Source organism: Mycobacterium sp. IDUB_37 (assembly GCF_055419245.1).
On sequence record NZ_JBVAXG010000009.1, the window covers coordinates 19,099 to 41,707 of the forward strand.

Here is a 22,609-nt window from a genome sequence, read left to right on the forward strand (position 1 = left end):
CATCGGCTACGGGCCCTCTCAAGACAATCTCTCCACCAGCAATTTCAACTGAGAACTTGCTTGCACAAATTCTCAGCTTGCGAATGAACTTGCAATGCAGTCAGCTCCGACGGACCATGGTCGTATGCCCCAGACAGACTGGCTGGTAGGGCGGGATCGTCACAGTGAAGCCGCCGAGCGGATCTACGCAGCGGCGGCCGATCTCATTGCCGACGTTGGGTACGAGGCGTTCACGATCGAGGCGTTGGCCGCGAAAGCACATTGCTCGCAGGCAACGATCTATCGGCATGCGGGCGGCAAGGCAGCTATCCGTGATGCGGTCGTCGCTATCCAAGGAACGGCTATCGTCGACTCGATCCGCGAGGATATTAAGGATCTTTCCGGCCCGGACCGGGTTGTGGCTGCGACCATCGTCGCGCTTCAGCGCGTGCAGTCGCATCCCATGAGTCAACTATTTCAGTCAATGAACATGGACTCCGGCAGCGCTTGGCTCACTGACTCGCCGGCGGTCAAAGCTTTTGCCGCCGAGATGCTCGGCCCTGACAATCGCGACCCACTTGCCGCACAGTGGCTTATCCGAGTGTTCCTGTCGCTTTGGTGTTGGCCACTGAAAGATTCTGAAGCCCAACTGGACATGTTGCGCCGATTTTTGGCAGCGTCCTTCGCCGGTGGCTGAAGAGGGATGTAATCAGCGGCCTAGCAGGGCGACGACGCACGAGCCGCCGCCGCCCATGGCCTGCGCAAGTCCAACTCTCGGATCGGACACCTGGCGCGAATCCGCCTCTCCGCGAAGTTGACTGACCACTTCGGCCACCTGCGCCAGACCAGTGGCGCCGAACGCATGTCCACGCGCCAAGCAACCACCGTCAGTGTTAGTGGGCAAACTGCCGTTCGTTGCCAAGCCCCCCGAGATCGCCAGCTCTGCCACCTCCTTGACATCGGCAAGACCCAAAGCGATCAACGCGGTGATCTCTTCGCTGGCGCACATATCGTGCAATGAAACGATTCCAATTTCGTCCGGATTCGTCTGCGCCGCATCATAAGCGCGTTGGGCGGTCATAGTGATCTGCGAAGGCGGTCCGACGCACGGGCCGATAAGCGGCCAATCCGGATCCATCGGCCAACTCGTCTGTTCGATGGACTTGACCGAAACAGACCGCGCGGGCCGGTCGGCGGTCACTACGATCGCCGCCGCACCGTCGACGGATGCATGACACATCATCTTTGTGAGCGGCTCGGCAACCATCCTGGCCGACATGACTTGCTCGATCGACACGTCGTCGTCATTGCGTCGGGCCGCAAGGGGATTCAACCGTGCCTGGTTGTAGGACTTGGCGGCGACTGCGGCGATGGCCTCAGGGCCACACTGGACTTCGTAAAGCCATCGGCTGGCCTCGATGGCGTAATGCAGCTGTGGGGGAAAGCTGTCCCAGAATCCTACCGCTGCCGGCACCACCCCGCCTGGCTCGAGTGCGGTGGTCTTTTCATAGCCAATAGCGAGCGCGGTGCGACAGCGCCCGGACGCGACCGCCCAGACGGCGTGCCGCAACGCAACCATTCCGCCTGCGGAGGCGCTCTCGACGGCCGTCACCGGAATGGCGTTGCGTCCCAGGCAATACGCCACCTTGAGAGCGGTTTGCGGCGGAGCCATCGATGACGACGCGAACACCTCACCGATCGCGTCGTAGTCCACACCGGCGTCTTCGAGCGCGCGCTGCGCGGCGGCTACACCGAGGTCGGCCAGCGCAGTTCCAGTATGTCTGCCGAAGGGTGTGATTCCGATTCCAGCGACGGAGACCCCGGTCATTCCGAATCCGCCTCGAATAGGTCAACATTGGTGTCGCCGTAGATTTGCGCACGCAAGCGGCCGACGGTACCGGACACCGGCCGCGGCCCAGACACCAAGACTTGCAACCGCCCTTCGAGTGTGTCCACCCAGGCGACGCTGTAGCCGTCCTGACCGTATCCGGCAATCGGCGACTTCGACGGGACGAAGGTCGACGCCCAAACCGTCGCCGGAATTTCCGCGCGTGATTCAGCGGGCACTGATCATCCTTTCTCGGGAACTGCTGGTGCTGCCCAGCGCTGGCGGCGGTGCTAGAGGCACGGGACCCTCGCCAACAAATTGCCATGGCAGCCCGACCAAGCGCGCGGCTTCGATCTCCGGGTCGGGGTGGGCGATTTCGGGGAAGAATCCGCGTGCCGCCAGATGCGGGTCGGCAATAAGGTCCTCAGCACTTTGCACTACGGCGGCACGTGCACCCAGCGCATTCAATCTGTCAGCCGCCTCCTGCGCCGTCGCGGCTGCCAGCAGATCTGTGAGATCACCCGCTTGCAGATGCTCGGGCTGCGGGAATTCGACTGCTACCCAACGTTGATCAGCGGCAAGGTAGATCGCTCGGCGCACAGCGATCGCGACCTCCGGCGCTATGTCGACCGACGCGGCTGCTACATATTCGGCCACCGTTGAGGCGACTACCTCGGCCATGGACAGATCGATCACTGCGCCGCTGTGACGGGCGGGCCCGAGTGCCCAGGCGGCTATGACCACCGCTGCCACCACCGACGACAGCGGGTCAGCGATGACCGTGCTGAGCCTGGCTGGTGTACCGGTCGAGTCGACGGTGAGGCCGGCCAGCCCGCCATAGGACTGCACATTGTTTGCGTACACGCGGTATCCGGCCAGCGGGCCTGCCGAGCCGAAGCCCGAAACCCGCACCGCCAGCCGGCCAGAAGCGGCGACGTCGTCGGGTGCCACGCCCAGGCGGCGTAGGCGTGAGGTGCCGACATTCTCGATAAGAACGTCGCACCCGTTCACCGCCTCAGCTACGTCCTGAGCCGCCTGGCTGGGCTGGATCAGCAAGCTGGCTTTGGAGTGGTTGGCCACCGTGAAGTAGGCGCCGCGTTCGACACCCGATTTACCCCCGGCGAATGGCCCGGTCCGCCGGTAGATGTCCAGCCGATCCGGATCCTCTAGCCGCAGCACCTGGGCTCCCATTGCACCCAGCAGGGCCCCGATGATTGGTCCGGCCAGCACATGGGTGAGTTCGACGACCCGTATGTCGCCGATGCGGCCGGTCCGCCGCCGTGCGGATTGCCCTCCCGTCTGTGTTAGCCACGGCGGGCCGAGCACTGCTATATCGGCGGCCGCCAGTTGCGCCACCGACACCGCGCCGCGGAACGCGAACTGGGGTGAGGTGAGGATTTCATCGGGCGTATTGACCGGTGTCGACGGCACCCCGTTGGCCTGAAGGAGTGCTGCACAGCTTGCTTTGTCGCGGGTTGCCGCCCAGTCGCTGACGCGCCGGTTGATCTGCTCCGCATGCTCGATGCGTGCGGATCGCTCGTCCAAGCCCACCGCCCATGCGGGTTTGTCCAGCGCTACCAGCAGACCTCGCCACTGATGGTTTTCCACAGCGGTAATCCGGACCAACCCGTCGCGGCAACCGAACAAGCCAGAAGGCGCAAGATAGCGCCCGCTGCCCGCTCTGCCGGGGCACGCGTAGAGCAGGTGAGCGCACTCGGGCAGTACCGCCGTGGCCGCAACCGCCTCCTGCACCGAAACGTCTATGTAGACAGTTTGATTCATGTTGTTGCGTCGATCCAGGCCGTGCAGGGCGGCCAGTGCGGTGAAGGCGCCTGCCGCCTTCAGTGCGACGTATCCGGGGGCGGGTACCGGTGTGCCGTCCGCGCCCTCGATGGTCGACAGAAGGCCACCGGATGCCTGCGCGACGACTTCTCCGCCGGGTTGCGCCGACCGCGGGCCGTCCAACCCGAATGGGCTGACACTCACTACGACGGCACCTTCGGCTTGCGGCGGAGTGACCGCGACCTCGTAATCGACAATGACGATATCGTGTCCGTCGACGAGGACCGCCGGGGCTGCGTCGGCCGGCATGATTCGCTTGTCTTTATCGAGGACAATATCAACGGCAGCAAAGGATCCCAGGCCGGAACTGATCATCGGTCCAATCCGGGCAGGGTTCTTTTTGCCAGGCACCTTTGTGATTTGGGCGCCCAATCCGGCAAGTAGCGCAGCCGCCGCTGATCCGGCGATCCCGTCGCCAAGTTGCAGAACCCGGATTCCATCGAGGAAGGCCGCTGGATGCTCTGCATTCATGCACTGAGCCATCGAGCCACCACCTCACGGTGTTGCGCGCGCGTCCCCAGTGCGGCGGCGACGGTGGCTGCACGGCGCAGGTGTACGTGGGCGTGGTGCTCCCAGGAGTAGGCGATCCCACCGAATACTTGCATGGCGCCTTCAGGTACCGAGCTCAACGCATCCACTGCCCAGAAAGCGGCGAGTGCAGATAGCGCCGCGGCGTCGGCGTGGTCCTGTTGGACCGCGTCGGCGGCGCGATTCACCAGTGCCCGTCCGACTTCTATAGCGCAACGCTGGTCGACGAGCCTGTGCTTGACGGCCTGGAATGCGCCGATCGGCCGCCCGAAGGCGACACGCAACTTGGCATAGTCGGAAGCTGACTCGTTGGCCGCTGACGCGATGCCGACCAACTCGGCCACCTGGGCGACGTGGGCACGCAACATCGCACGTTGGTGGCGGGATTCGGCCTGCTCACCGCTCTGAAACACCTCAATCGGACAATTTTGCAACGAGATTCGCGCCGCCGGGTTGCGGTCGAGCGGGCTCACCGGCTCGCGCAGCACGCCGGTGCCGGTCGCGTCTACGCCGCCGAGAACCGTTTCATCGCCGGTTCCCGCGCACACGATCAATTCGGTGGCGACTGCGCCGTACGGGACGACGGGCCAGACCCCCGATACCCCGGCGCTCGCCAGCTGGGCACGGCCCGGCAGCAAGAGCGTTACGCCATGAGCACCCCGGTCCGTACACCATCCGGCGGCCGCGGCAACCGCCAGTGGGATCGGTGTGGCGGCGCGGCCGGCCGCCTCGGCCAGCACACACAGCTCGCGTATGCCGGCTCCTCCCCCACCCACGGCTTCCCTGACCAGTACGTCGACCCAACCGAGCTGCACGACGTTGAGCCAAAGCTGAGGGTCGAACGCCGGACTGGGGCCATCCAGCAGAGCCCGAAGGTTCTCCACCGACCAGGCGCCCCGCAAGATATCGTCGGCGAACTCTCGCAGCTGCGTCAATTCAGCTGCAACGTCGGCAATCTCGTCGAGTGATGACAGGGAATCAGGGGTCACGAGGCAATCCCAGCAACTTCTCGCCGATCACGTTGCGTTGGATCTCCGATGTGCCGGCGCCAAAGGTCGCGGCTCGCATGAGTAGATAGCTCTGCGCTACATTGCCGCTCTTCGCCGCGCCTACCGAGCCCCGCTCCAATGTTCCGGCGGCGCCGGCCAACTCGAGCCCGAAATCGGCCATCTCCTGATCCACCTCAGAGGTGAGTAACTTGGCCACTGACGCCTCGGGTCCGGGGCTGACACCCCGAATCCCTGCGGCAGTGGCTTGTGCGGAGATCTGTCGCAACGCTTCTACCCGCGCCGCGAACCCCACCATCCGGTCCGCAACATAACTATCGGCCAATCCGTTGTCGCACAGAGCGTTTTCCTCTTGCGCCATCTTCACCAGAATCGCAAGTCGGCGCTCGATACGATGGGTGCGACTCTGCCCGACCCGCTCGTAGCCCAGGGTAGATTTGGCGACTTTCCAGCCGCCGTGCAACGGGCCGAGAACATTCCCCAGCGGAATGCGTACCCCATCGAAGAACACCTCGTTGAACTCGGCGGCGCCCGTGATCTGCCGAATCGGACGCACCTCGATGCCGGTGGAATTCAACGGCACCAGAAGGTAACTGATTCCGGCATGTTTGTCGGCGCTGGGGTCAGTACGCGCCAGAATGTAAATCCAATCCGCGTAGTGGGCTTTGGAGGTCCAAATCTTCTGTCCGGTGACGACCAGCTCGTCGCCGTCACGTTCGGCCCGAGTTCTCAGCGCGGCAAGATCGCTGCCGGCATCGGGCTCACTGAAACCCTGGCACCAAACCTGCTCTCCGGAAAGGATTTGCGGTAGGTACCGGCTGCGCTGCTCATCGGTGCCCCACTGGATGATGGTGGGTCCCAACTGGTTAATGGCGCTGCGATTTATCGGTTCAGGCGCGCGGGCCGCGGCCATCTCCGCACTGAACAGCAACTGCTGCAATGGCGTTGCCGCACGGCCACCGTAGGCCACCGGCCAGGAAATGGCGGCCAGACCCGCGTCGTTAAGGCGGCGTTGCCACAACCGCATTCGGTTGGGCCGGTCGGTCTCGTCGCGCCCCGAGCCACGGATCTCTAGAGTCAACGCGGCCGAGAGGAAAGTGCGAACCTCATCGCGGAAGCCGCGATCGACCTCACTGAGCTCGAAGTCGTGGTGCGGCTCGGTCACGCTCCGCCTTGCAGTATCGAGGCCATCCGCACCCTCATGTCTCCGTAGGTGATGGCACTAGCGCCGGCTTTCGGCGCGCGTCCCGCGTCGACCTTCGGGGCAGACAGGTCCAGGTCGGCGATCTTGTTCCGCAGCGCCGATACCGTGCAGTTCGACCTGCCGAGGCGGTCGACGCCGGTGTAGCCGAATGCCCTCGCGGCGTTCCGCCAGGTGATGGCCTCGACCTCGATCGGTGTGCAGCCTTCCAGTTGGGCGGCCAACTGCTCAGGCGCGTCGGGCCAACTGCTGTCAGAGTGCGGATAGTCCATTTCCCAGCAGATGGTCTCCACGCCGATGCGTTCGCGCATCTCGATGCCGACCCGGTCGCGGATAAAGCAAGACATGAAGTTGCGCCGGTAGACGTCGGTGGGACTCAAGCCTTCCCCCAAGTCATCGCCGGTCCAGGCTCGCTGGCGGGAGTAGATGTCCTCGAATCGCTCTAGCAGGAATGGGATCCACCCGATGCCGCCCTCGGACAGAGAGAACTTGATGGTCGGGAATTTCCGCAGGATTGGCGAGAACAACAAGTCGGCGACGAACCGCTGCGTATCCAGCGGCAGCATCGAGTTGTAGGCGAGGTAAGTCGTCTGGTCGGATGGCACGGGCAGCCCGCCGCCAGTGCCGATGTGGATGTTCACCACGGTGTTCTCCGCGCAAATGGCCTCCCACAACGGATCCCAATGCGGGTCTTGCCAGGGCGGCTGCCCGTAGTTGCCGATGTGCTGCGGTGCCGTCACTGCATGGCAACCCAGCCCGGCCAGCCGGCGCACCTCAGCGGCGGCGAGTGCCGGATCCCACAGGGGCAGAATGCCCATCGGGATGAACCGATCGGGGTGGCGGCCACACCAGTCCTCGACATGCCAGTCGTTGTAAGCACGGACCATCACCGCGGAGATTTCTGGATCACCGCGATAGGTGAACAGTGCGCCCGAGATCGTCGGAAATGACGGAAAACACAGTGAAGCAAGCACTCCCGACGCATTCATGTCATCCACTCGGGCATCGACGTCGTAGCATCCGGTTCGCATATCGTTAAAACTCGAGGGCTCGAAGCCCCACTCGTCGTTGGGCCTGCCGGCCACGGCGTTGAGGCCGATGTTGGGCAATTGCACACCGTCGTACACCCAGAAGCACACACCATTGGTGTCTTCCACGATGCGCGGCGCCTGCTCAGCGAACCGGCTGGGCACCCGCCCCGCGAACATGTCGGGAGGCTCAACGGTGTGATCGTCGACGCTGATCAGCACAAGATCGAGAGGGTCAATCACTCCCACATTTTAAACCACTTAACAAATCTTGTCTAAGTGTTCTATTGATGACCGCGGGACGCCGCGTAATCGTCGATCCAACCTGCCATCATGCCGTACACCGCCTCAATTGCTTCTCGCGCGGCAGCATCGTCGCCGTCGGGTTCGTAATCGATTTCCCAAAGGACGGTGGATCCGCCTGAAGGGTCAACCGCGCCCGCCGGCGACACCGACGCGACCGCGGCAAAACGACTGACCGGTAGCGGATTGTCTGCGATCTCGTAGGCCAGTGACCTCGTCTCGGGCTTAATCCAGCGCAGCGTCTCGACGATGGGAGTATCGCCGCTGCCTTTGATGCGCCTGCGCATGCCCGGCCCTTGGCCGTCTACCTCAACCTCTCCCGAACCCGGAATCCAATCCACGTTGCCGAAGTCGGCCAGAACCGCCCAAACGGCGTCCACGGAAGCCACGAGTCGCTTGCTGACGTTGAATGCTGGCATGCGCCGACGGTATCAGTGAGACAGTTGATCGACTAGTGTTCGCATGTACTGTCATACGCCGAAGGAGGGTTTGATGAGCACCGATGACCCCGCCGGCGACGAGTTCGCGGTCGACCCGGATTGGGTCCGTTACGAAGTTGTCGAACCGCACATCGCGCAGATCGTCATCAACCGGCCGGATAAGCGCAACGCCATCCTGTCTCCGGACATGCATGTGTTGTTCGAGGACCGCCTGGCCCGTGCCGAAGAGGACGACGACGTCAAAGTGGTGCTCCTGCTGGCCGAGGGAAAGGACTTCAGCAGTGGCGATGACGTGCGCCGCCTGCCGGTGGAGAAGGCCGGGTTGCAGAAGGGAAAACGCTTGCCGCAGACCGCACGGATGGGCAACGCGCGGCGCCTGCACCGACATCTGACGAACTGGCTCGAATTTCCGAAGACGGTGATCGCCGCATGCCAAGGCGCCACACTTGGCGCAGGTATGAATCTCGCGTTGGCCGCCGACATCCTGCTTGTCGCCGACGACATGTACCTCGCCCGGCCGCAGGCAAGGATCGGCTTCGCCGGATTCTCCACGGCAATGCCGTTGGCACTGCTCAAACTTGGCCCGAATCGTGGTTACGAGGCAATGATCACCGGACGCAAAGTCACTGCCGCCGAACTTCACTCCTGGGGAGTCGCAGCCTCAGTCGTGTCTGCCGACTCATTGCGAGAAGAGGCTATGCGGTATGCCCGCGCCATCGCTCACCACTCGGCCGACGGCTTGATGGTAGGCAAGCATGCGCTGATCACCTTCTGGCACGCCGTCGGAATGGCGCAGTTCGGCGACTGGGTCCCGATGGGACACACCGTATTCAGCAATCTGTCCTGGCGCGACGACGAATTCAACTTCATGAAGGAGCGCGGAGAGCGTGGCGGCCGCGAGGCCCTCGTCGAGCTGGAGCGACGCTATCAGGAGTGGGGATTCGACTAGCCGACTGTCCGCGTGAACATATATACAAGTTATGTTTGGTTGTTCTGTATGCTGACTAAAGACATTCCTGGCCTCGAGGAGCTGGACAAAGATGGGTGTGCTTGACGGACGTACCGCCCTGGTGACAGGTGCCGGGCGCGGAATCGGGGCCGCAGTCGCCGAAGGCTTAGCAGCAGAGGGTGCGACCGTCCTGGTGTCCGACGCCGGTGTGGGCGTCGATGGGACCGGGCACGACAGCAGCCCTGCTGAAAGTGTCGCGGCTGCTATCACGGCCGGCGGCGGCAAGGCATTCGCCGACGCCACCGATATCACCGATTTCGCCGCGTGCGGCGAACTGATCAACCGGGCCTCCGAGACTCTCGGGGGCTTGGACGTAGTAGTGAACGCCGCTGGAATCTTGCGCGACGGCATGGTGTTCAAGATGAGTGAATCCGACTGGGATGCAGTGATTTCAGTACATCTCAAGGGTACGTTCAATATCACCCGCCATGCCGCGGCGTGGTGGCGCGAGAATCGCGGTGGACAGTATCGCCTGATCAACTTTTCTTCAATGTCGGGCTTGCAGGGCGCGCCCAGTCAACCCAATTACGCGGCCGCAAAGATGGGGATTGTCGGCCTGACCTTTTCGTGCGCCAACGCGTTACGCAACTACGGGGTGCGGTCCAACGCCATCGCGCCGATTGCCGGCACCCGGATGACACAAGGCATCAAGGGCGGCGGGAGCATGGACTACTCCGAGAGCAATGTCCGTCTGTCGCCGAAGAATTGCGTGCCCCCGGTGGTATATCTGGCCAGCACGTCCTCCGAGTGGCTGAACCGGCACGTCATCTTCGCAGGCAACGGCCGCATCAGCCTGATGTCCAACCCCGTAGTTGAACGCGAGATCGTTTCGGCTACCGGTGTATGGGACATCCCGACCGCGTTCGCAGAGATCGAGACCTCATTCAAGGAAGCGGTCCTGTATCCCAATATCTTCGACAAACCACCCGCCAACTGACCAAAGGCGAAGGGTGACCATGACCGAACTTGACACAGAACGAATTCCAGCGCGTTTCGCCTGCGGCGAGACGTTCGTGCCCAAGAGCCGCTATATCGACCCAGACTTCTTGCAGCTCGAGCTGGATCGACTATTCACCCAGGTGTGGCAGCCCGCGTGCCGAGAGGAGGAAGTCCCCGCAGCCGGCAGCTACTACGAGTACACCATTGGTCGACAATCCATCGTGGTGGTGCGCCAGAAGGACGGCACGATCAAAGCGTTCCACAACGCCTGTGCCCACCGCGGAATGAAGCTCGTTCGGGGGTCGGGACCGTTGCCGGATAAGGAGTTCCGGTGTGAGTTCCACGGCTGGCGGTACGGGCTAGACGGTCGGTCGTCTTTCGTTCCGTGCCGCGAGGAATTCGCCTCACGGCCGCGCGAACAGTGGGGGCTGCGATCTGTTGCTGTCAGCACGTGGGGCGGCTGGGTGTTCATCAGCATGGCGACGGACCCGCCCGATCTGCTCGAGTGGCTGGATCCGTTGCCTAAGGCGCTGGCCCCTTTTCGCCTGCAGGACATGCGGTTTCGCTGGCGCAAGCGCACCTACCTGCCGGCCAACTGGAAGACAGTGATCGACGCGTTCATTGAGGGCTACCACACACCGGGAACGCATCCCCAAACCATGCGATCGGCGGAAGGGCCACGGCCGTCAGCGGATCCGGCATCACCGCAGGAATATGTCTACGCCCCATACACCCCGACCATCACCTACCAGAATCATTCGCGGTTCGTGTACACGCAGCGCCCCGAGCACGCGGACCGCGACAAGGGGCGTCAGGAGATGGCAGCACGGCCAGAGGTGTTCGCCAACTCGATGCAGTACCAGTACCTTGAGGTCGGCTCCCTGGTGACTGAGAGGGACTATCGCGCCGCTCAGCATTTGGCCACCCTGGAGCCTAACGAGATTCCGCCATTCATGCGCTACCACCAGATGTGTGAAGAACTCGCGCTCGCAGAAGGTGTTGCCTTTCCACGTATGTCGATGGAGCAGTACTTTGGCGGCAACGGTGATTGGCACGTATTTCCCACCATGGTCATCCTGGCGGAGAAGTCCTGCCTACTGGGTTACCGGATGTTGCCTGATGCCGAGGATCCGAATCGCTGCACCTTCGAGATGTTCTCGCTGGAGCACTTCGCTCCCGGGGACGTTCCTGAGACCTCATGGCAGGTTTTCGAGCGCTGGCAGGATCACGACGGTTGGGGCGAGTTGCCTACTCAGGACTTGAGGAACATCGGTGCGATCCACGCCGGCATGCACTCGGCGGGGTTCGATGGGCTGTGGCTCAACACGGCTCAGGAGATGTCGATCCGTAACGAGCACGCGATTGCTGACCGGTATCTGTTCGGAACCAACGAGCAGAAGAGCTCAACACCATAGCGATTGGCGCGGGACGGTTCGGCATCGTCATTGCAGGAGCCAATCCGAAAGCATTAACGCGTGTCGATTTCCAAGGCGGTCTGGCCATCGATCTGGACGCGCTTTCAGGCCGGGCCCGCACACGACGGAACTTCGAACAAGGTAGGCGGCTGGCCTCCTCACTCTCTCCTATTCGATCGCGAAAGCGGATGCTAAAGCCCAACAGTCACGTGTTCGGGAGGCAGCCGAACTTAGGGCTCGATCAGGCCGACTCGGATTGCGTAGCGAGTGAGCGCCAGCCGGTCCGAAAGTCCCAGCTTCCGTGGCGTATTCGTGCGGTGCCGATCAACGGTCTTGGCGCTGATGCTCAGGGTCGCCGCAATCTCTCGAGCTGATAGGCCTTCCGCGATCAGCTTGAGCACCTCCTCCTCACGCGCCGTCAGCACCGAATCGGGCAACGCCTCGCCCTGCTCGGCGCGGCTCAAGTACTCGCGGATCAGCGACCACCTGGGACTGCTGAGCGAACAGATCGACCCCCGCGACGGTTCATTCCTAGGAAACTTCCCGCAAGCCTTCAGTCACATCGGCGTCATCGCCAGCGGCCACCGCCTCGCCCGCGCGTTGCATTCGCAGTAGCCGCGACGACGTTCTGCGACAGTCCGCAGTCGATACCGCGGGCACCGTCGAGATGCTGAGGACGAGGATCACTGAGCGATGAAAGGCAGAATCGGCGCGACGATCCCCCGCCACCGGCGGGCACTGCATTCGCAGGCCCGGCGAACCGGACGGCCATTCGAGCCGCAGGCCAGCTACCAGAGCAGGTCGACATCCGGGCCAGCAACCCAGGGAAGTCCGCTATTTCGTTGGGCGGAAGTAGGGTTCAACCGTGCCGCTGAGCTTGACGACCATAGGATTTCCGCGGCGATCCTTCGCGGTAGGGACTTCGACACGCACCCAACCCTCGGCCACGTTGTATTCGTGAATATTGGTTTTCTCGACGCCATTGAAGCGAATACCCACGTCGCGGCTGAGCACCTCTGCGTTATAGAAGGTGCTGCGCGGATCGATGGAGAGGTGATTGGGTGGAACGTCTGTGTCTTGGTCCTCGGGCATGATGGCTTTCGTTGAATGCTGCGTCAGGTGTTTGGGTTTGGTTCTCAACGAATCTACGCGACTCAGCAGTAGCGGGGTGCGCGTAGGTCTTGCGGTCCACCTAGTGCTAACCGTGGTCGAGTCGGCAAGAATCTCGACTTGCTAGCCAAGTCTGGAGCACGACCTACTGACTAGAGGGACGCCGTCGCTGCGATTGCTGGGCCCCCGCGGGTGCTATGAGCGGATCGGCGGCAGAGCACCACTCGGCCGCCGCGACCTGGTGCCGTTGTCACGCTGCGCGAGTGATTGCGCTCATCCTTGGCATTGGTGGGCGTAATAGTGAAGTGGCGCAGCAATGTTCGCAAAGTAACCAGCATCTCCATATTGGCGAATGCCGCGCCGATACAACGGTGGATACCGCCACCGAAGGGAACCCAAAGCGTGGAATCCGGAGGGCTGCCCACGAACCGATCTGGGTCGAACCGCGCCGCGCGCGGGTAGCTCGTGTCACCGCTATGTGCCAGCACGGCGCTGACAGCGATGAGGTGATTATCCGGAATCACCCACGGGCCCAGCCGGACTCGCTCAAGGGTAAACCGCTCGAAGCCTTCAATAACCGGTCGGGTCCGCTGCACCTCCCACACTGTGGCCTGCAGCAATTCAGATTCTCCGGCGTCGACTTCAGCGACGAGCCGCTTGAGCAACTCGGGGTGGCGGCACAACCTCTCCACCGCCCACGCCAGGGTGGTCGCTGTGGTTTCGTGCCCGGCGGCCAGGAACGTACCCAGCTCGTCGCCGATATGCGAATCGGCGATCGGTTGACCGTCGTCATAGCGGGCGCGCAGCAGCAACGACAGCACGTCGGGACGGTTGGCGAGGTCCGGGTCGTGTCGGGCCTTTGCGATCAAAGTCTCAATCGCTGCGTCATAGCGTCGGCGATAGCGGTTGTGTCGTCCACCGGGGCTCCACGCCCCGACATCACGGCGCCACCGCGGTGGCAGCACCGCCAGACGTGACGCGTGGACCACCAAGGGCGGCAACACCTCACGTAGCTCCTGGAATTCGTGCCCCTCGGCGCCGAAGAACGCACGCAGGATCACGTTGAGCATGATGTGCCGCATCGACTCAAGAGTGGCGAATTCGCGACCCTCGGGCCAGGTCGCGGTCTCGCGCAGCACCTCTTCTTCGACGATGGATTCGTAACGGCTCACCCCTCTGCCGTTAATGGCCGGCATGAGCAGCTTGCGGCGCTGGCGATGTTCGACCCCGTGGAGGCTGAACGTCGAGCCCGGACCCGCCACCGAACCCAGAGTCGCCGGGCGCATCATCAGATCGCTGCGCGTGGCATTGAGGTCCTTAATCAGCTGTGGGTCGCTGATTACTACGAGGTTCCCGAGCCCCGGCGCCTTCAACGTAAATGCACCACCGTAGCGCTGGCCCAATGCTCGTACCCCAGCATTGCGGGCTAGCAAGAATCCCCCGGCGACGACCCATTTTGGAATCGGCACGGTCGGCGGCAGACGCACCGGATCGGTCGTCGCTTCCACACTTCCCCCTACTGACCCATGTCATGTGAATGGGACGCATCAAGATATGTCACCGTTTCGGGTCGCGCAAAATAACGGCTGCCACCGCGCCGGCATGAACCACCACAAAAACAGGCGCACCAGCAACAGTCAGTACCCCACCGACAGCCACAAACACACAGCTGCCCGGGCGGGCGACCTTGGCTTGACCAGGTCAATCAGCACGGCCAGGTTGTGACGGTCAGGGATCGTCGTCTTTGAGTCGGCAACAATCCCAGGTTTGCGTCCGGACGGCGTGCGACGACTCCTCAACGCCCACCCCGGCACGTATTATCTGCGCACTGCCCCTATTCGATGCCGAATCCAAAGCAACCCGGGCATGCAACCATTCACGCCCGGCATGTTGGCGGCGACCAGAATGCCCCCAATTCGTCACGGTGACGTATACCTCGCGAATATCTGGGCACGCTATTCACGGCGGAAAATTGATGACTGCGGACTCAGGCGACTGAGGGCCGTCGTGCCAGGCTTGATTCCAAGCGGCGCCGCCAAACCTTTCCGCACCGCAATCCTGGGAGATCGTGATGAACCGAGAATGGAAGCCATGGGTGGAACTGGCTTCCCGACACCGCTCGACGTGACAAGATGATCCCCGGCACCCGGGGGGATGTTGGGGCCGGTGTCGACTTTCGGGGGGAGAACCGACATGTCGTACTTGTTGGCGGCGCCGCAGCTGATAGAAATGGCCGCAACGGATTTGGCAGCGATCGAGGCTGCGATTGACGGGGCTCGCGCAGCAGCCGCGCCCTCGACTCTGTCCCTGCTGCCCGCAGCCGGCGATGAGGTTTCGGCGGGCATCGCACAATTGTTTACCCGGCACGCCGATGACTATCAGAAAGTGGCCGCGCGGGCGGCGGCCTTTCACAGTCGCTTCATGGAGCAATTGACGGCAAGTGCGAGCGCCTACACCAGCGCCGATTCCGCCAACGCGGCACTACTTCATCTAGCGCCTGTGAGTCGGACCCCAACCGCCGCCGGCATCCCGTCGTGGGACGCAATCGGCGTTGCTTTGAACAATTTCATCGGTGCCGCGCTGGATCGGCTTATTCTCGTCCTTCTTTGGCCCTTCCTGATCCCCATCGCCCTGTATTATTTGCCGTTCTATATAACGCTGGCGCGATTCTTCCCTAGCGTTTTCCCGACGACGGATTTGTGGAAGATACTCTTCTTCCCGTTCATCTAGCTTCCGCTATTAACCTCTGGCCGCTAGGCCTCGGCGGCGACCCTCAAACGTTTCAGGGTCTCGGCGAGCGTGCGTCCCACTTGACGGACGGCGATCCGATCAGCGATGTACCCGAAGATTCCGCCCGGCGCCTGATACGACATCCGGAACGTAACTTTGGTTTTGCCCTCGCCGCTATCGCGCAGCCGGATCCGGCCGCGCATAGTGACCCCGGTGATACCCACCCACGCCAGATCGCGGTTGTCGTCGAATTCCACCACCTCGATCAGGCCGCCGACAGGCACCGAACCGATCTTCCAGTGCACGCGGTAACGGGCACCCACGCCGGCAGCTTGGTCGTTGGCCGACTCCCAACGCTCGAGGTTGCTCATGAATGACGGGTAGCTGTCGGGATCTCCGACAATCTTCCACACTGCGTCGCGGTCGGCCTTGATCACAGAACAGCGTTCGACGCGCATCAGCCGAGAACCGGGAATCGACGTTCGGCGGCGAGACGATCGACGCCGCCCTGCAAACTTTCCGTCACCTTGTCGTGCACCGCCTGATCATCACCATCGACCTCGATTGGATTCTGCACTTCGATCACAATCTTGCTGGGCAGCGGGATATGACCCGCCAGGTCACTGATATTCAGACCCCATGGCAGGGCCAGCGATATCGGAATGCTCTTCAGGCGTAGCAACTTGTCGGTCATGAGCAGCTTGGCCAGCCATTGCCCACGGTTGAGGAACAACGCGCTTTCTTGGCCACCGATGCTCGCGACGGGAACGATAGGCACGCCGGCCTCGCGGGCCAGCCGCACGTATCCCATCCGTCCGCCGAAGTCGACTTTATGTCGTTCCCATGATGGTCGGAAGACTTCGTAGTCGCCGCCCGGATACACCAGCAGCGCCGCACCGGATTCCAGTGCCAGTTGAGCGTTTTCATGATTGGCGGCGACGGTGCCGAACTTGCGCAGCCAGCCCAGTGGCGGCGCCGAGACCACCAGGTTGTGCGCCAGCTGATAGAAGGGCCGCTCGACACCGAAGTACGAGCAGAACGCCAGCGTGAATACGACAGTGTCGGGCGGCACATTGCCGCCACTGTGATTGCCGACCAGAAGCACCGGCCCCTGGTCCGGGATTCGATCCAAATTCCGTACATCCGCTCTGAAGTACAGCGACGCCAACAGCCAGGTCGCCGGCAGTTGGTCACGGATGTAGTCGGGATCGCGCTGGTCGAGATCGGCTTTGGGAATCCGCGACACGACCTGCCGCTTGGCCCAGTCCACAACGCCGCCCAATGGCCCCATCTTTTCGTTCCTGCCCCTAGCGATCCATGCGTCTTGGTTGCTGCACATGTTTGAAATCGGCATGCGCAACCTCGACTACCCCGATACGTCGCTTTCACACCGCGAGAGGCACCGCACTAACTGGACGACGGGCAAAGCACCTGTTCGCTTAAGTTGTCGGCTCGCTCGCAGCGTTCGACTGGACGGCCTCGACCAGGGTGTCGGCGGCCAACAGCCCGAGGTTGTTCGCCGCCAGTGGGCTGTCACCGGTGAGCAGCTTGCGGTCTCGATGGACTTTGCCGGTCATGTCGTCGTTGAGGACCGTCAACCCTTGCTTGTCGAGTTTGTCGGCTAGCAGCCACTGCATATGCCCTGGGAGATAACCGATGTCGACGTTCAGACCCTCATCGAGCGCATCGGGAAACACGCAGATCGAATACCCGTTAAATGGCGACTCTTTATCGCCATGGCCGACGGAAAGCAGCGCGGCCGGTCCGTGACATAAGGTGATGATGAATTTGTCGTTGGCCAAGGCCCATTCGAGGGTCTGCGCCACCGCCTCGGCGTCGGGCAGTCCGACGATGGCCCCGTGACCTCCGGGGATGAATACAGCAATGTAGTCCGAATGCGAACCCAGGCCGTTCTCGACGACCTCGGCGAGCTTCTTGGGTTCCTTGAGCTTGGGTTTGAGCGCTTCGTAGGTCGCCAGCACGGCCGCGTCCTCGCCAGGCATCGCCCACAGTTCCAGCTTGGCCGGATAGCCGGCGATCGTGGCCACGTCGACATCGAAGCCCGCCGCCATCAGGTGGTGTAGAGGAAGCAGCATCTCGACCGGATGATTGCCGGTAGAGAACATTTTGCCGTTCTTACACAGCAAGTAGCGTTCCTCGGATGCGATCATGAGCACCTTCCACCGACCCTCGGTGTAGGCGCCTTCGTGTTTGACTCCCGCGAAGTCGGTTTTCGGCCGGGTGTACTGGGTCAACGAATACGGCGAGGGGAAAAACGCGTTGTCCTCGGCCTGATCCGGTGCTGGGTCCTTGCTGAGATCATCTGCACTGTGCGACATTTCGTGACCTACCTCTCTTCGCGCTCAACTTCCAAAGCAACAGCATTGCCGTGTCGGTGGAGTCAAGATCACATTTGACCTCAACACTAAACGCCTACGCGAGTGCTTGTCCGATCGCCAGCAAATTTCCTTCGCTGTCGCGAAAAAAGGCACCACGCTCACCGCGGCCCTTGCTGGGGTAGTTGTTCGTAACGGTGACGATATCGTCTGTGGTCTCCAAGCCGGCGAGTTCGAAGTATTCGAATTGGACTCCGCGCGAACGCAACTCACCGACCGCTTGTTCGATGTTGTCGACCTCGAAGCCGATCTGCATCGAAGTTCCGGAGGCAGTACCCGAGGACGCGAACAGATGAAATTCGGTGGTCCCACACAGATAACGTAAACCGCCGTCGCGTTCCTCGACCGGCTCGAGTCCAAGTCGGTCGCGATAGAACACTCGCGCAGTATTCAGGTCTCCGACCGGCAGTTTGGTCACCACTCTTGCCGCGTCCAGCGGTCCCACCATCTCAGCACTCCGTTCTAGGCACACCGACCAGCACACCGCCGTCGCTCACACCTGGCGGTGAGAAGTCGTAGTGACGGCGTGTCAACTACGACTACCTCGTCGAGGAAAACTCATCGCGCAGATCCCTACCCGCGTAAATCAAATCCGCCAAGAATCGCGAAGACGTCATGAAAATCATTGCGCAGCTCCGTTTTTCGTCATCTGAATAGTGCTGAGCGGATGACGGTGGCGAACCGTCGGCCTATGCGTTCATGGGCGTGCGGGCCGGGGTGCAGCTTGTCGGCAAGCGGGAAATCGCCAAAGTCCTGGGGCCCGTAGAGCTCCGGTCCGTGGACATAGCGCAGGTTTGGGTCCGTGGTTGCACGCTGGTTGACGATGCCAGCGAGCTCGTCGCGGATGACACTCAGCGTGAGCTTGCCGGCTGAAACGTCAGCTGGGTCGCCGGTGGCAACAAATGCCATTGCTCCCCCGCTGAAGTCAACAGCCAGCGGCCCAGGCGTGTTTTCGTGGATTGGACAGTGCAATGCGGACACGACGATGATCGGCGTGGCGGGGTGCCCATCGCGGATGGTGTCGAGGAAGCCATGTACGGCAGGGCCGAATGCGCGACGGCGCATCAGGTCGGCGTTGACGACATTGATACCGATCTTGATGCTGATCAGATCTGCAGGAATATCGCGCATCGTGCGGGCGGTGAACGGATCCAGCAGGGCCGCGCCGCCCATCCCGAGGTTGATCAACTCGACGTCGGCGTCGGCGGCAGCCACCACAGGCCAGGTGCCAGTGGGGTGCAGAGCATTGGAACCGTGACTGATGGAACTGCCGTGATGGAGCCAGATGGGCCGAGTGATCGGGCAGGGTTCTACCGGGTGATCACTGCGAAGCGCGATCAGTTCGGTTATTTCGTTGTGGGGCAACCAGATTTCGACCAACTTGAGTCGACCAGGCAGGTCGGCGAAGCGAATGGTGCCGGGCGCGCCGGGTAGGAGTTCCTCTGTGCCCGTAGCAGCGTCCTTCATCAGCACGTTGCCCCCAGCCAGACTGGCCTGCGCCGTCAACTCACCATCGATCAGCAGGTCGTAAACCCCATCGGCGCGCATCGGCATGCCCGCATAGGCGAGCTGGGTGCGCAGCGCTTCCAGTTCAATCTCCGTGGACCGGGTTACGAACGCCAACCGGCAACCGGCGGGTTGAGATTCGGCCATCGCCAGCTGGGGGTCGGAGCACTGCGCCCGAGCCCATGCGGGCAGGCGATGTGGCAGCAGGCCGTGCCTCGTCTGCTCGAGTTCATGAGCTCCGCGCAGCAGATCCATGGAGATCGTCGTCGCAGTGGTCGGCATGGACCACACGATCGCATTGCGGATCAGACCACCACAAACCGAGCATGCCCTAGGCTGGCCCGCCCTTGCCGCCCGTGCCACCGGCACTGCAAACTCGCTTCGCTGACGCAACAGTAAATTCACAGAATACTCCCACCACAATCACATGCTCGGTGTTGTAACAAGCGCTCCCTGATTGCGGGAAAGTAACGGAATGCCAGAGTGCGCCCGTGACGCAGAATTCCACTGCGCGGCCCAATATTCAGCATGGGCAACCACCCTCGTGTTTCAGAGTCCGCGGAGATGACCACTGAGCGTGAAACCCCGAACGACCAAACAGAGACGGTCCGCGGCTCAGCAGTACCGCGCGTCGAGCGATTCCACTTGAATCACTCAGAACAGGTCCGACGTTTCTTCGCCGCCGCATACAGTTCTGGCTGGCAGCTGCAAAGTCTGTCAAAGGACTGCTGCGCGACCGTTCTGCGACAAGCAGCCGGAGGGGTCTCTATCGATGAGTTTGTGGTCGAGGGCACCCTTCGCTGTGAAGTCGTGGGCACTCGTTTCGTCAACGTCATTCAGCCTCGGACGGGTGCGCTCAAGGTCGCCGGGCAATCTCTTTCGGGTACAGAACCCGTCCTGCTCGCCGACGAGGTATTGCCGTGCACGCTGGAAGCCGGTCTCGCCCGATTCCAGGTCGTCAGTATTGACGTGAACCTCTTGCAAGAGGTTGCAAACGAAAGTAACCCGGCACTGCCGCAACGAATTACATTCCCTGGCTCAACACCTCTTTTGGCCACGGTCCCCGGCGCGTGGCATCGCGCACTGGACTATGTGGTCGGTGCCTTCAACGATCCAGACGCCGGGTCGTGGCCGCTGACGGTTTACGCGGCGACTCGCCTGCTGACAGCCGTCACAGTTGAATGCTTCCCGTTCACGATGATCGACGTGCCGGATCCGCCGGAGGCCGCCGCCCTCTCAAGCGCGCTGAAGGACGCCGTCACATTCATGCAGGACCACGCCGGTCATGACATCGGCATCAATGACATCGCGGCAACCGTGAATCTCACGCCCAGAGCCGTGCAGTATCTGTTCCGCCAGCAGGTCGGCATGACGCCGACGGAGTACCTACGCCGCATCCGGCTCAATCGAGCACGGGCAGATCTGATGAACAGCGATCAGTCCTGCACCACGGTCAAGGCCGTGGTACAGAAGTGGAGATGCGGCCACCTCGGCAGATTCTCCGCCCAATACCACCGGGCTTACGGCGAATTCCCGCTTACCACCCTGACTAGTCCAAGCTGGTGCACGAGTCTGGAACCAACCACCTCAGATCGGCAACGCACCGGCCTCTGGTTGGCGCAGCGGACTACACTGGGCGGGTCGACGAGCTACGGAATCTGGTGAAACTCCAGAACGGGCGCGCCGCTGTATACAGTCAGACCCGGCGTTCGTCGTCGGCTACCCGAGCGCACCCAGAGGGACGCGAGATCCCAGAAGGAGTCAATCGTGGCGAACGCTGCAACGATCCCCGCCGAATCGGTCGACCTGTCGGCGAAAGCGGCGACGCTGTGGTTGGCGGCGACAGCGGCGCTCGCGATGTTGGCGATCTACTTCGTCGGCATCGACCAGGGCGCGGTATCGCTATTCGGCAGCGACACCCACGTACACGAATTCTTCCATGACGCAAGGCATTTGCTCGGGTTTCCCTGCCACTAAGCCAACGTCGTGGAGAAGCGTCTGATTGCGCGCGGCGTCCTGGCGGGGGTGGTGGGCGCCATGTTCGCGTATGGCTTCGCCCGGTTATTCGCCGAACCCGTCATCGGACGCGCAGTCGAATATGAAGACGGTCGAACCGAGGCCGCACATGCTCAAGGCGTCCACGAGCACGGGGCAGAGTTGTTTTCCCGCGGCGTGCAGGGCAACGCCGGATTGGGGTTTGGGCTGCTGATTTTCGGTGCTGCGATGGGCGCGTTGTTGGCCGTCGCGTTCTGTGTTGCCTACAGTCGCTCGGAAAGCGCTGCGCCACGGACGCTTTCGATTCGCCTCGCATCCGCGGCTTTCATCACTGCGTACCTGGTGCCGTTTGTGAAATACCCGCCCAACCCACCCGCCGTTGGTCAGGCGGACACGATCGCAGCGCGCACCCTGTGGTATCTGGTGATGCTATTGGTGTCGGTGATATTGGCCGGGGCGACAGTCTGGTTAGCACAACATTTCTCGCCGCGCTGGGGCACATTTAACGCCAACGTGTTCGCCTGCGGCGCTTACACGGTGGTAATCGGGGCCACCATGCTGGTCTTGCCGGGTGAATCCGAGACTCCCCAACCGATGCGAGATGCTGCCGGCACGATCATCTACCCGGGATTCCCCGCCGATGTCCTCTACCAGTTCAGACTGACGTCGCTGAGTACGCAACTGGTGTTGTGGGTGACCATCGGCCTGGTCTTCGCAACGCTCGCCGGGCGATTGCTGGCTCCGCATACGCAGCGCGAGCAGGTTGCCAGCGCGAAGTGACCGGCGTCTTGCGACTGGTGTTGGTGTCGCACGGAATGACGGAAGCCATGGCGGCTGGACGCTTTCCGGACGACGAACCGCTCAACGACCTTGGCCGCGGTCAGGTCGAATCGGCCTGCAAAACCTTCACTTTCAGCGGTCAGATTCGCGCACTTACGGCACCCGAGCAACGCACCCGTCAGACCGCCACGCTGTCGGGCCTAGCGGCAACAACTGAACCTCGCCTGGCCGACCTGAATTGTCACGCCTGGCGGGGTAGAACTTTGAGCAGCCTTGATAACGAGGAGTTGCGGTGCTGGCTCACCGATCCGTTAGCAGCGGTGCACGGCGGCGAATCGATCACCGAGCTGATCGGACGGGTCTCCGACTGGCTGACATCGTTGACGGACTGCCCGCAATCGACCGTGGCGGTAACTCATCCCGCAGTGATCAGAGCCGCGATCGTGTCAGCCCTTGATACTCCACCGGAATCGTTCTGGCGCATCGACATTCCCCCCGTCAGCCGCACGGTCCTGCACTTCCGCGATCGATGCTGGACCCTGCGACTGTGATCATCCAGCCGTCCCCACGATC

The 22,609-nt window shown here is 62.2% G+C and carries 24 protein-coding genes and 1 pseudogene; 10 read left to right on the forward strand and 15 right to left on the reverse strand.

Translation table 11 applies throughout. The features are described from left to right. The first annotated feature begins 124 nt into the window (after window positions 1-124). Window positions 125-676 carry a TetR/AcrR family transcriptional regulator gene (locus ACZY1I_RS24920; RefSeq protein ID WP_463758649.1) on the forward strand — a complete coding sequence of 184 codons (552 nt, stop codon included), beginning with the start codon at window positions 125-127 and terminating at the stop codon, window positions 674-676. A gap of 12 nt (window positions 677-688) precedes the next feature. On the opposite strand, the gene ACZY1I_RS24925 is transcribed toward ACZY1I_RS24920, so the two are convergent. The 7 genes from ACZY1I_RS24925 to ACZY1I_RS24955 are packed head-to-tail and all read right to left on the reverse strand — an operon-like array spanning window position 689 to window position 8,135. After that, entirely contained in the window at window positions 689-1,807 is a 1,119-nt protein-coding gene (locus ACZY1I_RS24925; protein WP_463758651.1) for a thiolase family protein, read from the reverse strand. Continuing rightward, window positions 1,804-2,046 carry a hypothetical protein gene (locus ACZY1I_RS24930; RefSeq protein ID WP_463758654.1) on the reverse strand — a complete coding sequence of 81 codons (243 nt, stop codon included), beginning with the start codon at window positions 2,044-2,046 and terminating at the stop codon, window positions 1,804-1,806. The genes ACZY1I_RS24925 and ACZY1I_RS24930 overlap by 4 nt, the downstream gene beginning before the upstream one ends. Next, the gene (locus ACZY1I_RS24935; RefSeq protein ID WP_463758658.1) at window positions 2,036-4,132 is read right to left on the reverse strand and encodes a CoA transferase; all 2,097 of its coding nucleotides are present in this window, start codon (window positions 4,130-4,132) and stop codon (window positions 2,036-2,038) included. The genes ACZY1I_RS24930 and ACZY1I_RS24935 overlap by 11 nt, the downstream gene beginning before the upstream one ends. Continuing rightward, entirely contained in the window at window positions 4,117-5,166 is a 1,050-nt protein-coding gene (locus tag ACZY1I_RS24940; RefSeq protein ID WP_463758662.1) for an acyl-CoA dehydrogenase family protein, read from the reverse strand. Before ACZY1I_RS24940 ends, ACZY1I_RS24935 begins: the two co-directional genes overlap by 16 nt. Beyond that, complete coding sequence (locus ACZY1I_RS24945; protein ID WP_463758665.1) at window positions 5,156-6,349, reverse strand: acyl-CoA dehydrogenase family protein; 1,194 nt, start codon at window positions 6,347-6,349, stop codon at window positions 5,156-5,158. The genes ACZY1I_RS24940 and ACZY1I_RS24945 overlap by 11 nt, the downstream gene beginning before the upstream one ends. Continuing rightward, the gene (locus ACZY1I_RS24950) at window positions 6,346-7,656 is read right to left on the reverse strand and encodes an amidohydrolase family protein (protein WP_463758669.1); all 1,311 of its coding nucleotides are present in this window, start codon (window positions 7,654-7,656) and stop codon (window positions 6,346-6,348) included. The genes ACZY1I_RS24945 and ACZY1I_RS24950 overlap by 4 nt, the downstream gene beginning before the upstream one ends. A 41-nt stretch (window positions 7,657-7,697) precedes the next feature. After that, a complete protein-coding gene (locus ACZY1I_RS24955; protein WP_463758672.1) occupies window positions 7,698-8,135 on the reverse strand; it encodes an SRPBCC family protein in 438 nt (145 codons plus the stop codon). Between the two features lie 73 nt (window positions 8,136-8,208). Here ACZY1I_RS24955 and ACZY1I_RS24960 point away from each other — a divergent pair, with 73 nt between their 5' ends. From ACZY1I_RS24960 to ACZY1I_RS24970, 3 genes are all read left to right on the forward strand, one after another. Next, window positions 8,209-9,105 (forward strand): enoyl-CoA hydratase/isomerase family protein, encoded by an 897-nt coding sequence (locus tag ACZY1I_RS24960; RefSeq protein WP_463758674.1) that lies wholly within the window; start codon window positions 8,209-8,211, stop codon window positions 9,103-9,105. Window positions 9,106-9,196: 91 nt separating this feature from the next. Further along, a complete protein-coding gene (locus tag ACZY1I_RS24965) occupies window positions 9,197-10,102 on the forward strand; it encodes an SDR family NAD(P)-dependent oxidoreductase (protein WP_463758676.1) in 906 nt (301 codons plus the stop codon). Between the two features lie 19 nt (window positions 10,103-10,121). Continuing rightward, window positions 10,122-11,519, forward strand: coding sequence for an aromatic ring-hydroxylating oxygenase subunit alpha (locus ACZY1I_RS24970; protein WP_463758679.1), 1,398 nt, complete (start codon window positions 10,122-10,124; stop codon window positions 11,517-11,519). A gap of 230 nt (window positions 11,520-11,749) precedes the next feature. Here ACZY1I_RS24970 and ACZY1I_RS24975 read toward each other — a convergent pair. Further along, window positions 11,750-12,076, reverse strand: a pseudogene (locus ACZY1I_RS24975) (response regulator transcription factor); the annotation flags it as partial. On the opposite strand from ACZY1I_RS24975, the gene ACZY1I_RS24980 reads away from it, so the two are divergent. Beyond that, the gene (locus tag ACZY1I_RS24980) at window positions 12,027-12,134 is read left to right on the forward strand and encodes a hypothetical protein (protein WP_463759283.1); all 108 of its coding nucleotides are present in this window, start codon (window positions 12,027-12,029) and stop codon (window positions 12,132-12,134) included. The pseudogene ACZY1I_RS24975 and the gene ACZY1I_RS24980 sit on opposite strands and share 50 nt — an antisense overlap. Before the next feature lie 219 nt (window positions 12,135-12,353). Here the strand turns inward: ACZY1I_RS24980 and ACZY1I_RS24985 are convergent, their stop codons facing one another. Then, on the reverse strand, window positions 12,354-12,611 hold the full coding sequence (locus ACZY1I_RS24985) for a DUF3297 family protein (protein ID WP_463758683.1): 258 nt from the start codon (window positions 12,609-12,611) through the stop codon (window positions 12,354-12,356). A 170-nt stretch (window positions 12,612-12,781) separates the two neighbouring features. Beyond that, entirely contained in the window at window positions 12,782-14,137 is a 1,356-nt protein-coding gene (locus tag ACZY1I_RS24990; RefSeq protein ID WP_463758687.1) for a cytochrome P450, read from the reverse strand. A gap of 685 nt (window positions 14,138-14,822) precedes the next feature. Between ACZY1I_RS24990 and ACZY1I_RS24995 the strand changes: the two genes are divergently transcribed. Beyond that, complete coding sequence (locus ACZY1I_RS24995; protein WP_463758689.1) at window positions 14,823-15,359, forward strand: PE family protein; 537 nt, start codon at window positions 14,823-14,825, stop codon at window positions 15,357-15,359. Between the two features lie 23 nt (window positions 15,360-15,382). Here the strand turns inward: ACZY1I_RS24995 and ACZY1I_RS25000 are convergent, their stop codons facing one another. The 5 genes from ACZY1I_RS25000 to ACZY1I_RS25020 all read right to left on the reverse strand — a co-directional run bounded on the left by ACZY1I_RS25000 (window position 15,383) and on the right by ACZY1I_RS25020 (window position 19,543). Then, on the reverse strand, window positions 15,383-15,817 hold the full coding sequence (locus ACZY1I_RS25000; RefSeq protein WP_463758691.1) for an SRPBCC family protein: 435 nt from the start codon (window positions 15,815-15,817) through the stop codon (window positions 15,383-15,385). Beyond that, window positions 15,817-16,650 carry a lysophospholipid acyltransferase family protein gene (locus ACZY1I_RS25005; RefSeq protein WP_463758693.1) on the reverse strand — a complete coding sequence of 278 codons (834 nt, stop codon included), beginning with the start codon at window positions 16,648-16,650 and terminating at the stop codon, window positions 15,817-15,819. Before ACZY1I_RS25005 ends, ACZY1I_RS25000 begins: the two co-directional genes overlap by 1 nt. Window positions 16,651-16,798: 148 nt before the next feature. Further along, window positions 16,799-17,698 (reverse strand): glyoxalase III HchA, encoded by a 900-nt coding sequence (gene hchA / locus ACZY1I_RS25010; RefSeq protein ID WP_463758695.1) that lies wholly within the window; start codon window positions 17,696-17,698, stop codon window positions 16,799-16,801. Window positions 17,699-17,792: 94 nt separating this feature from the next. Beyond that, window positions 17,793-18,203 (reverse strand): VOC family protein, encoded by a 411-nt coding sequence (locus ACZY1I_RS25015; protein ID WP_463758698.1) that lies wholly within the window; start codon window positions 18,201-18,203, stop codon window positions 17,793-17,795. 197 nt (window positions 18,204-18,400) lie between these two features. Further along, window positions 18,401-19,543: an SGNH/GDSL hydrolase family protein gene (locus tag ACZY1I_RS25020; RefSeq protein WP_463758700.1), complete on the reverse strand. Its 1,143-nt coding sequence runs from the start codon at window positions 19,541-19,543 to the stop codon at window positions 18,401-18,403. Window positions 19,544-20,071: 528 nt separating this feature from the next. Between ACZY1I_RS25020 and ACZY1I_RS25025 the strand changes: the two genes are divergently transcribed. The 4 genes from ACZY1I_RS25025 (at window position 20,072) to ACZY1I_RS25040 (ending at window position 22,587) form a co-directional block, all read left to right on the forward strand. Continuing rightward, a complete protein-coding gene (locus ACZY1I_RS25025) occupies window positions 20,072-20,926 on the forward strand; it encodes a helix-turn-helix transcriptional regulator (RefSeq protein ID WP_463758704.1) in 855 nt (284 codons plus the stop codon). A gap of 102 nt (window positions 20,927-21,028) precedes the next feature. Further along, the gene (locus tag ACZY1I_RS25030) at window positions 21,029-21,238 is read left to right on the forward strand and encodes a CbtB domain-containing protein (RefSeq protein WP_463758708.1); all 210 of its coding nucleotides are present in this window, start codon (window positions 21,029-21,031) and stop codon (window positions 21,236-21,238) included. Between the two features lie 9 nt (window positions 21,239-21,247). Continuing rightward, window positions 21,248-22,036 carry a CbtA family protein gene (locus tag ACZY1I_RS25035; protein WP_463758712.1) on the forward strand — a complete coding sequence of 263 codons (789 nt, stop codon included), beginning with the start codon at window positions 21,248-21,250 and terminating at the stop codon, window positions 22,034-22,036. Next, window positions 22,033-22,587, forward strand: coding sequence for a histidine phosphatase family protein (locus ACZY1I_RS25040; protein ID WP_463758715.1), 555 nt, complete (start codon window positions 22,033-22,035; stop codon window positions 22,585-22,587). The genes ACZY1I_RS25035 and ACZY1I_RS25040 overlap by 4 nt, the downstream gene beginning before the upstream one ends. Window positions 22,588-22,609: the final 22 nt, after the last annotated feature.

Excerpts from the sequence above, each read along its gene's own strand:
- ACZY1I_RS24965 (WP_463758676.1), top strand. The coding sequence starts at position 9,197 with ATGGGTGTGCTTGACGGACGTACCGCCCTGGTGACAGGTGCCGGGCGC.
- ACZY1I_RS24925 (WP_463758651.1), bottom strand. The coding sequence starts at position 1,807 with ATGACCGGGGTCTCCGTCGCTGGAATCGGAATCACACCCTTCGGCAGA.
- ACZY1I_RS24960 (WP_463758674.1), top strand. The coding sequence starts at position 8,209 with ATGAGCACCGATGACCCCGCCGGCGACGAGTTCGCGGTCGACCCGGAT.
- ACZY1I_RS25005 (WP_463758693.1), bottom strand. The coding sequence starts at position 16,650 with ATGGGGCCATTGGGCGGCGTTGTGGACTGGGCCAAGCGGCAGGTCGTG.
- ACZY1I_RS24955 (WP_463758672.1), bottom strand. The coding sequence starts at position 8,135 with ATGCCAGCATTCAACGTCAGCAAGCGACTCGTGGCTTCCGTGGACGCC.
- hchA (WP_463758695.1), bottom strand. The coding sequence starts at position 17,698 with ATGTCGCACAGTGCAGATGATCTCAGCAAGGACCCAGCACCGGATCAG.
- ACZY1I_RS25020 (WP_463758700.1), bottom strand. The coding sequence starts at position 19,543 with ATGCCGACCACTGCGACGACGATCTCCATGGATCTGCTGCGCGGAGCT.
- ACZY1I_RS25015 (WP_463758698.1), bottom strand. The coding sequence starts at position 18,203 with ATGGTGGGACCGCTGGACGCGGCAAGAGTGGTGACCAAACTGCCGGTC.
- ACZY1I_RS24935 (WP_463758658.1), bottom strand. The coding sequence starts at position 4,132 with ATGGCTCAGTGCATGAATGCAGAGCATCCAGCGGCCTTCCTCGATGGA.
- ACZY1I_RS24985 (WP_463758683.1), bottom strand. The coding sequence starts at position 12,611 with ATGCCCGAGGACCAAGACACAGACGTTCCACCCAATCACCTCTCCATC.
- ACZY1I_RS24995 (WP_463758689.1), top strand. The coding sequence starts at position 14,823 with ATGTCGTACTTGTTGGCGGCGCCGCAGCTGATAGAAATGGCCGCAACG.
- ACZY1I_RS24970 (WP_463758679.1), top strand. The coding sequence starts at position 10,122 with ATGACCGAACTTGACACAGAACGAATTCCAGCGCGTTTCGCCTGCGGC.
- ACZY1I_RS24920 (WP_463758649.1), top strand. The coding sequence starts at position 125 with ATGCCCCAGACAGACTGGCTGGTAGGGCGGGATCGTCACAGTGAAGCC.
- ACZY1I_RS25000 (WP_463758691.1), bottom strand. The coding sequence starts at position 15,817 with ATGCGCGTCGAACGCTGTTCTGTGATCAAGGCCGACCGCGACGCAGTG.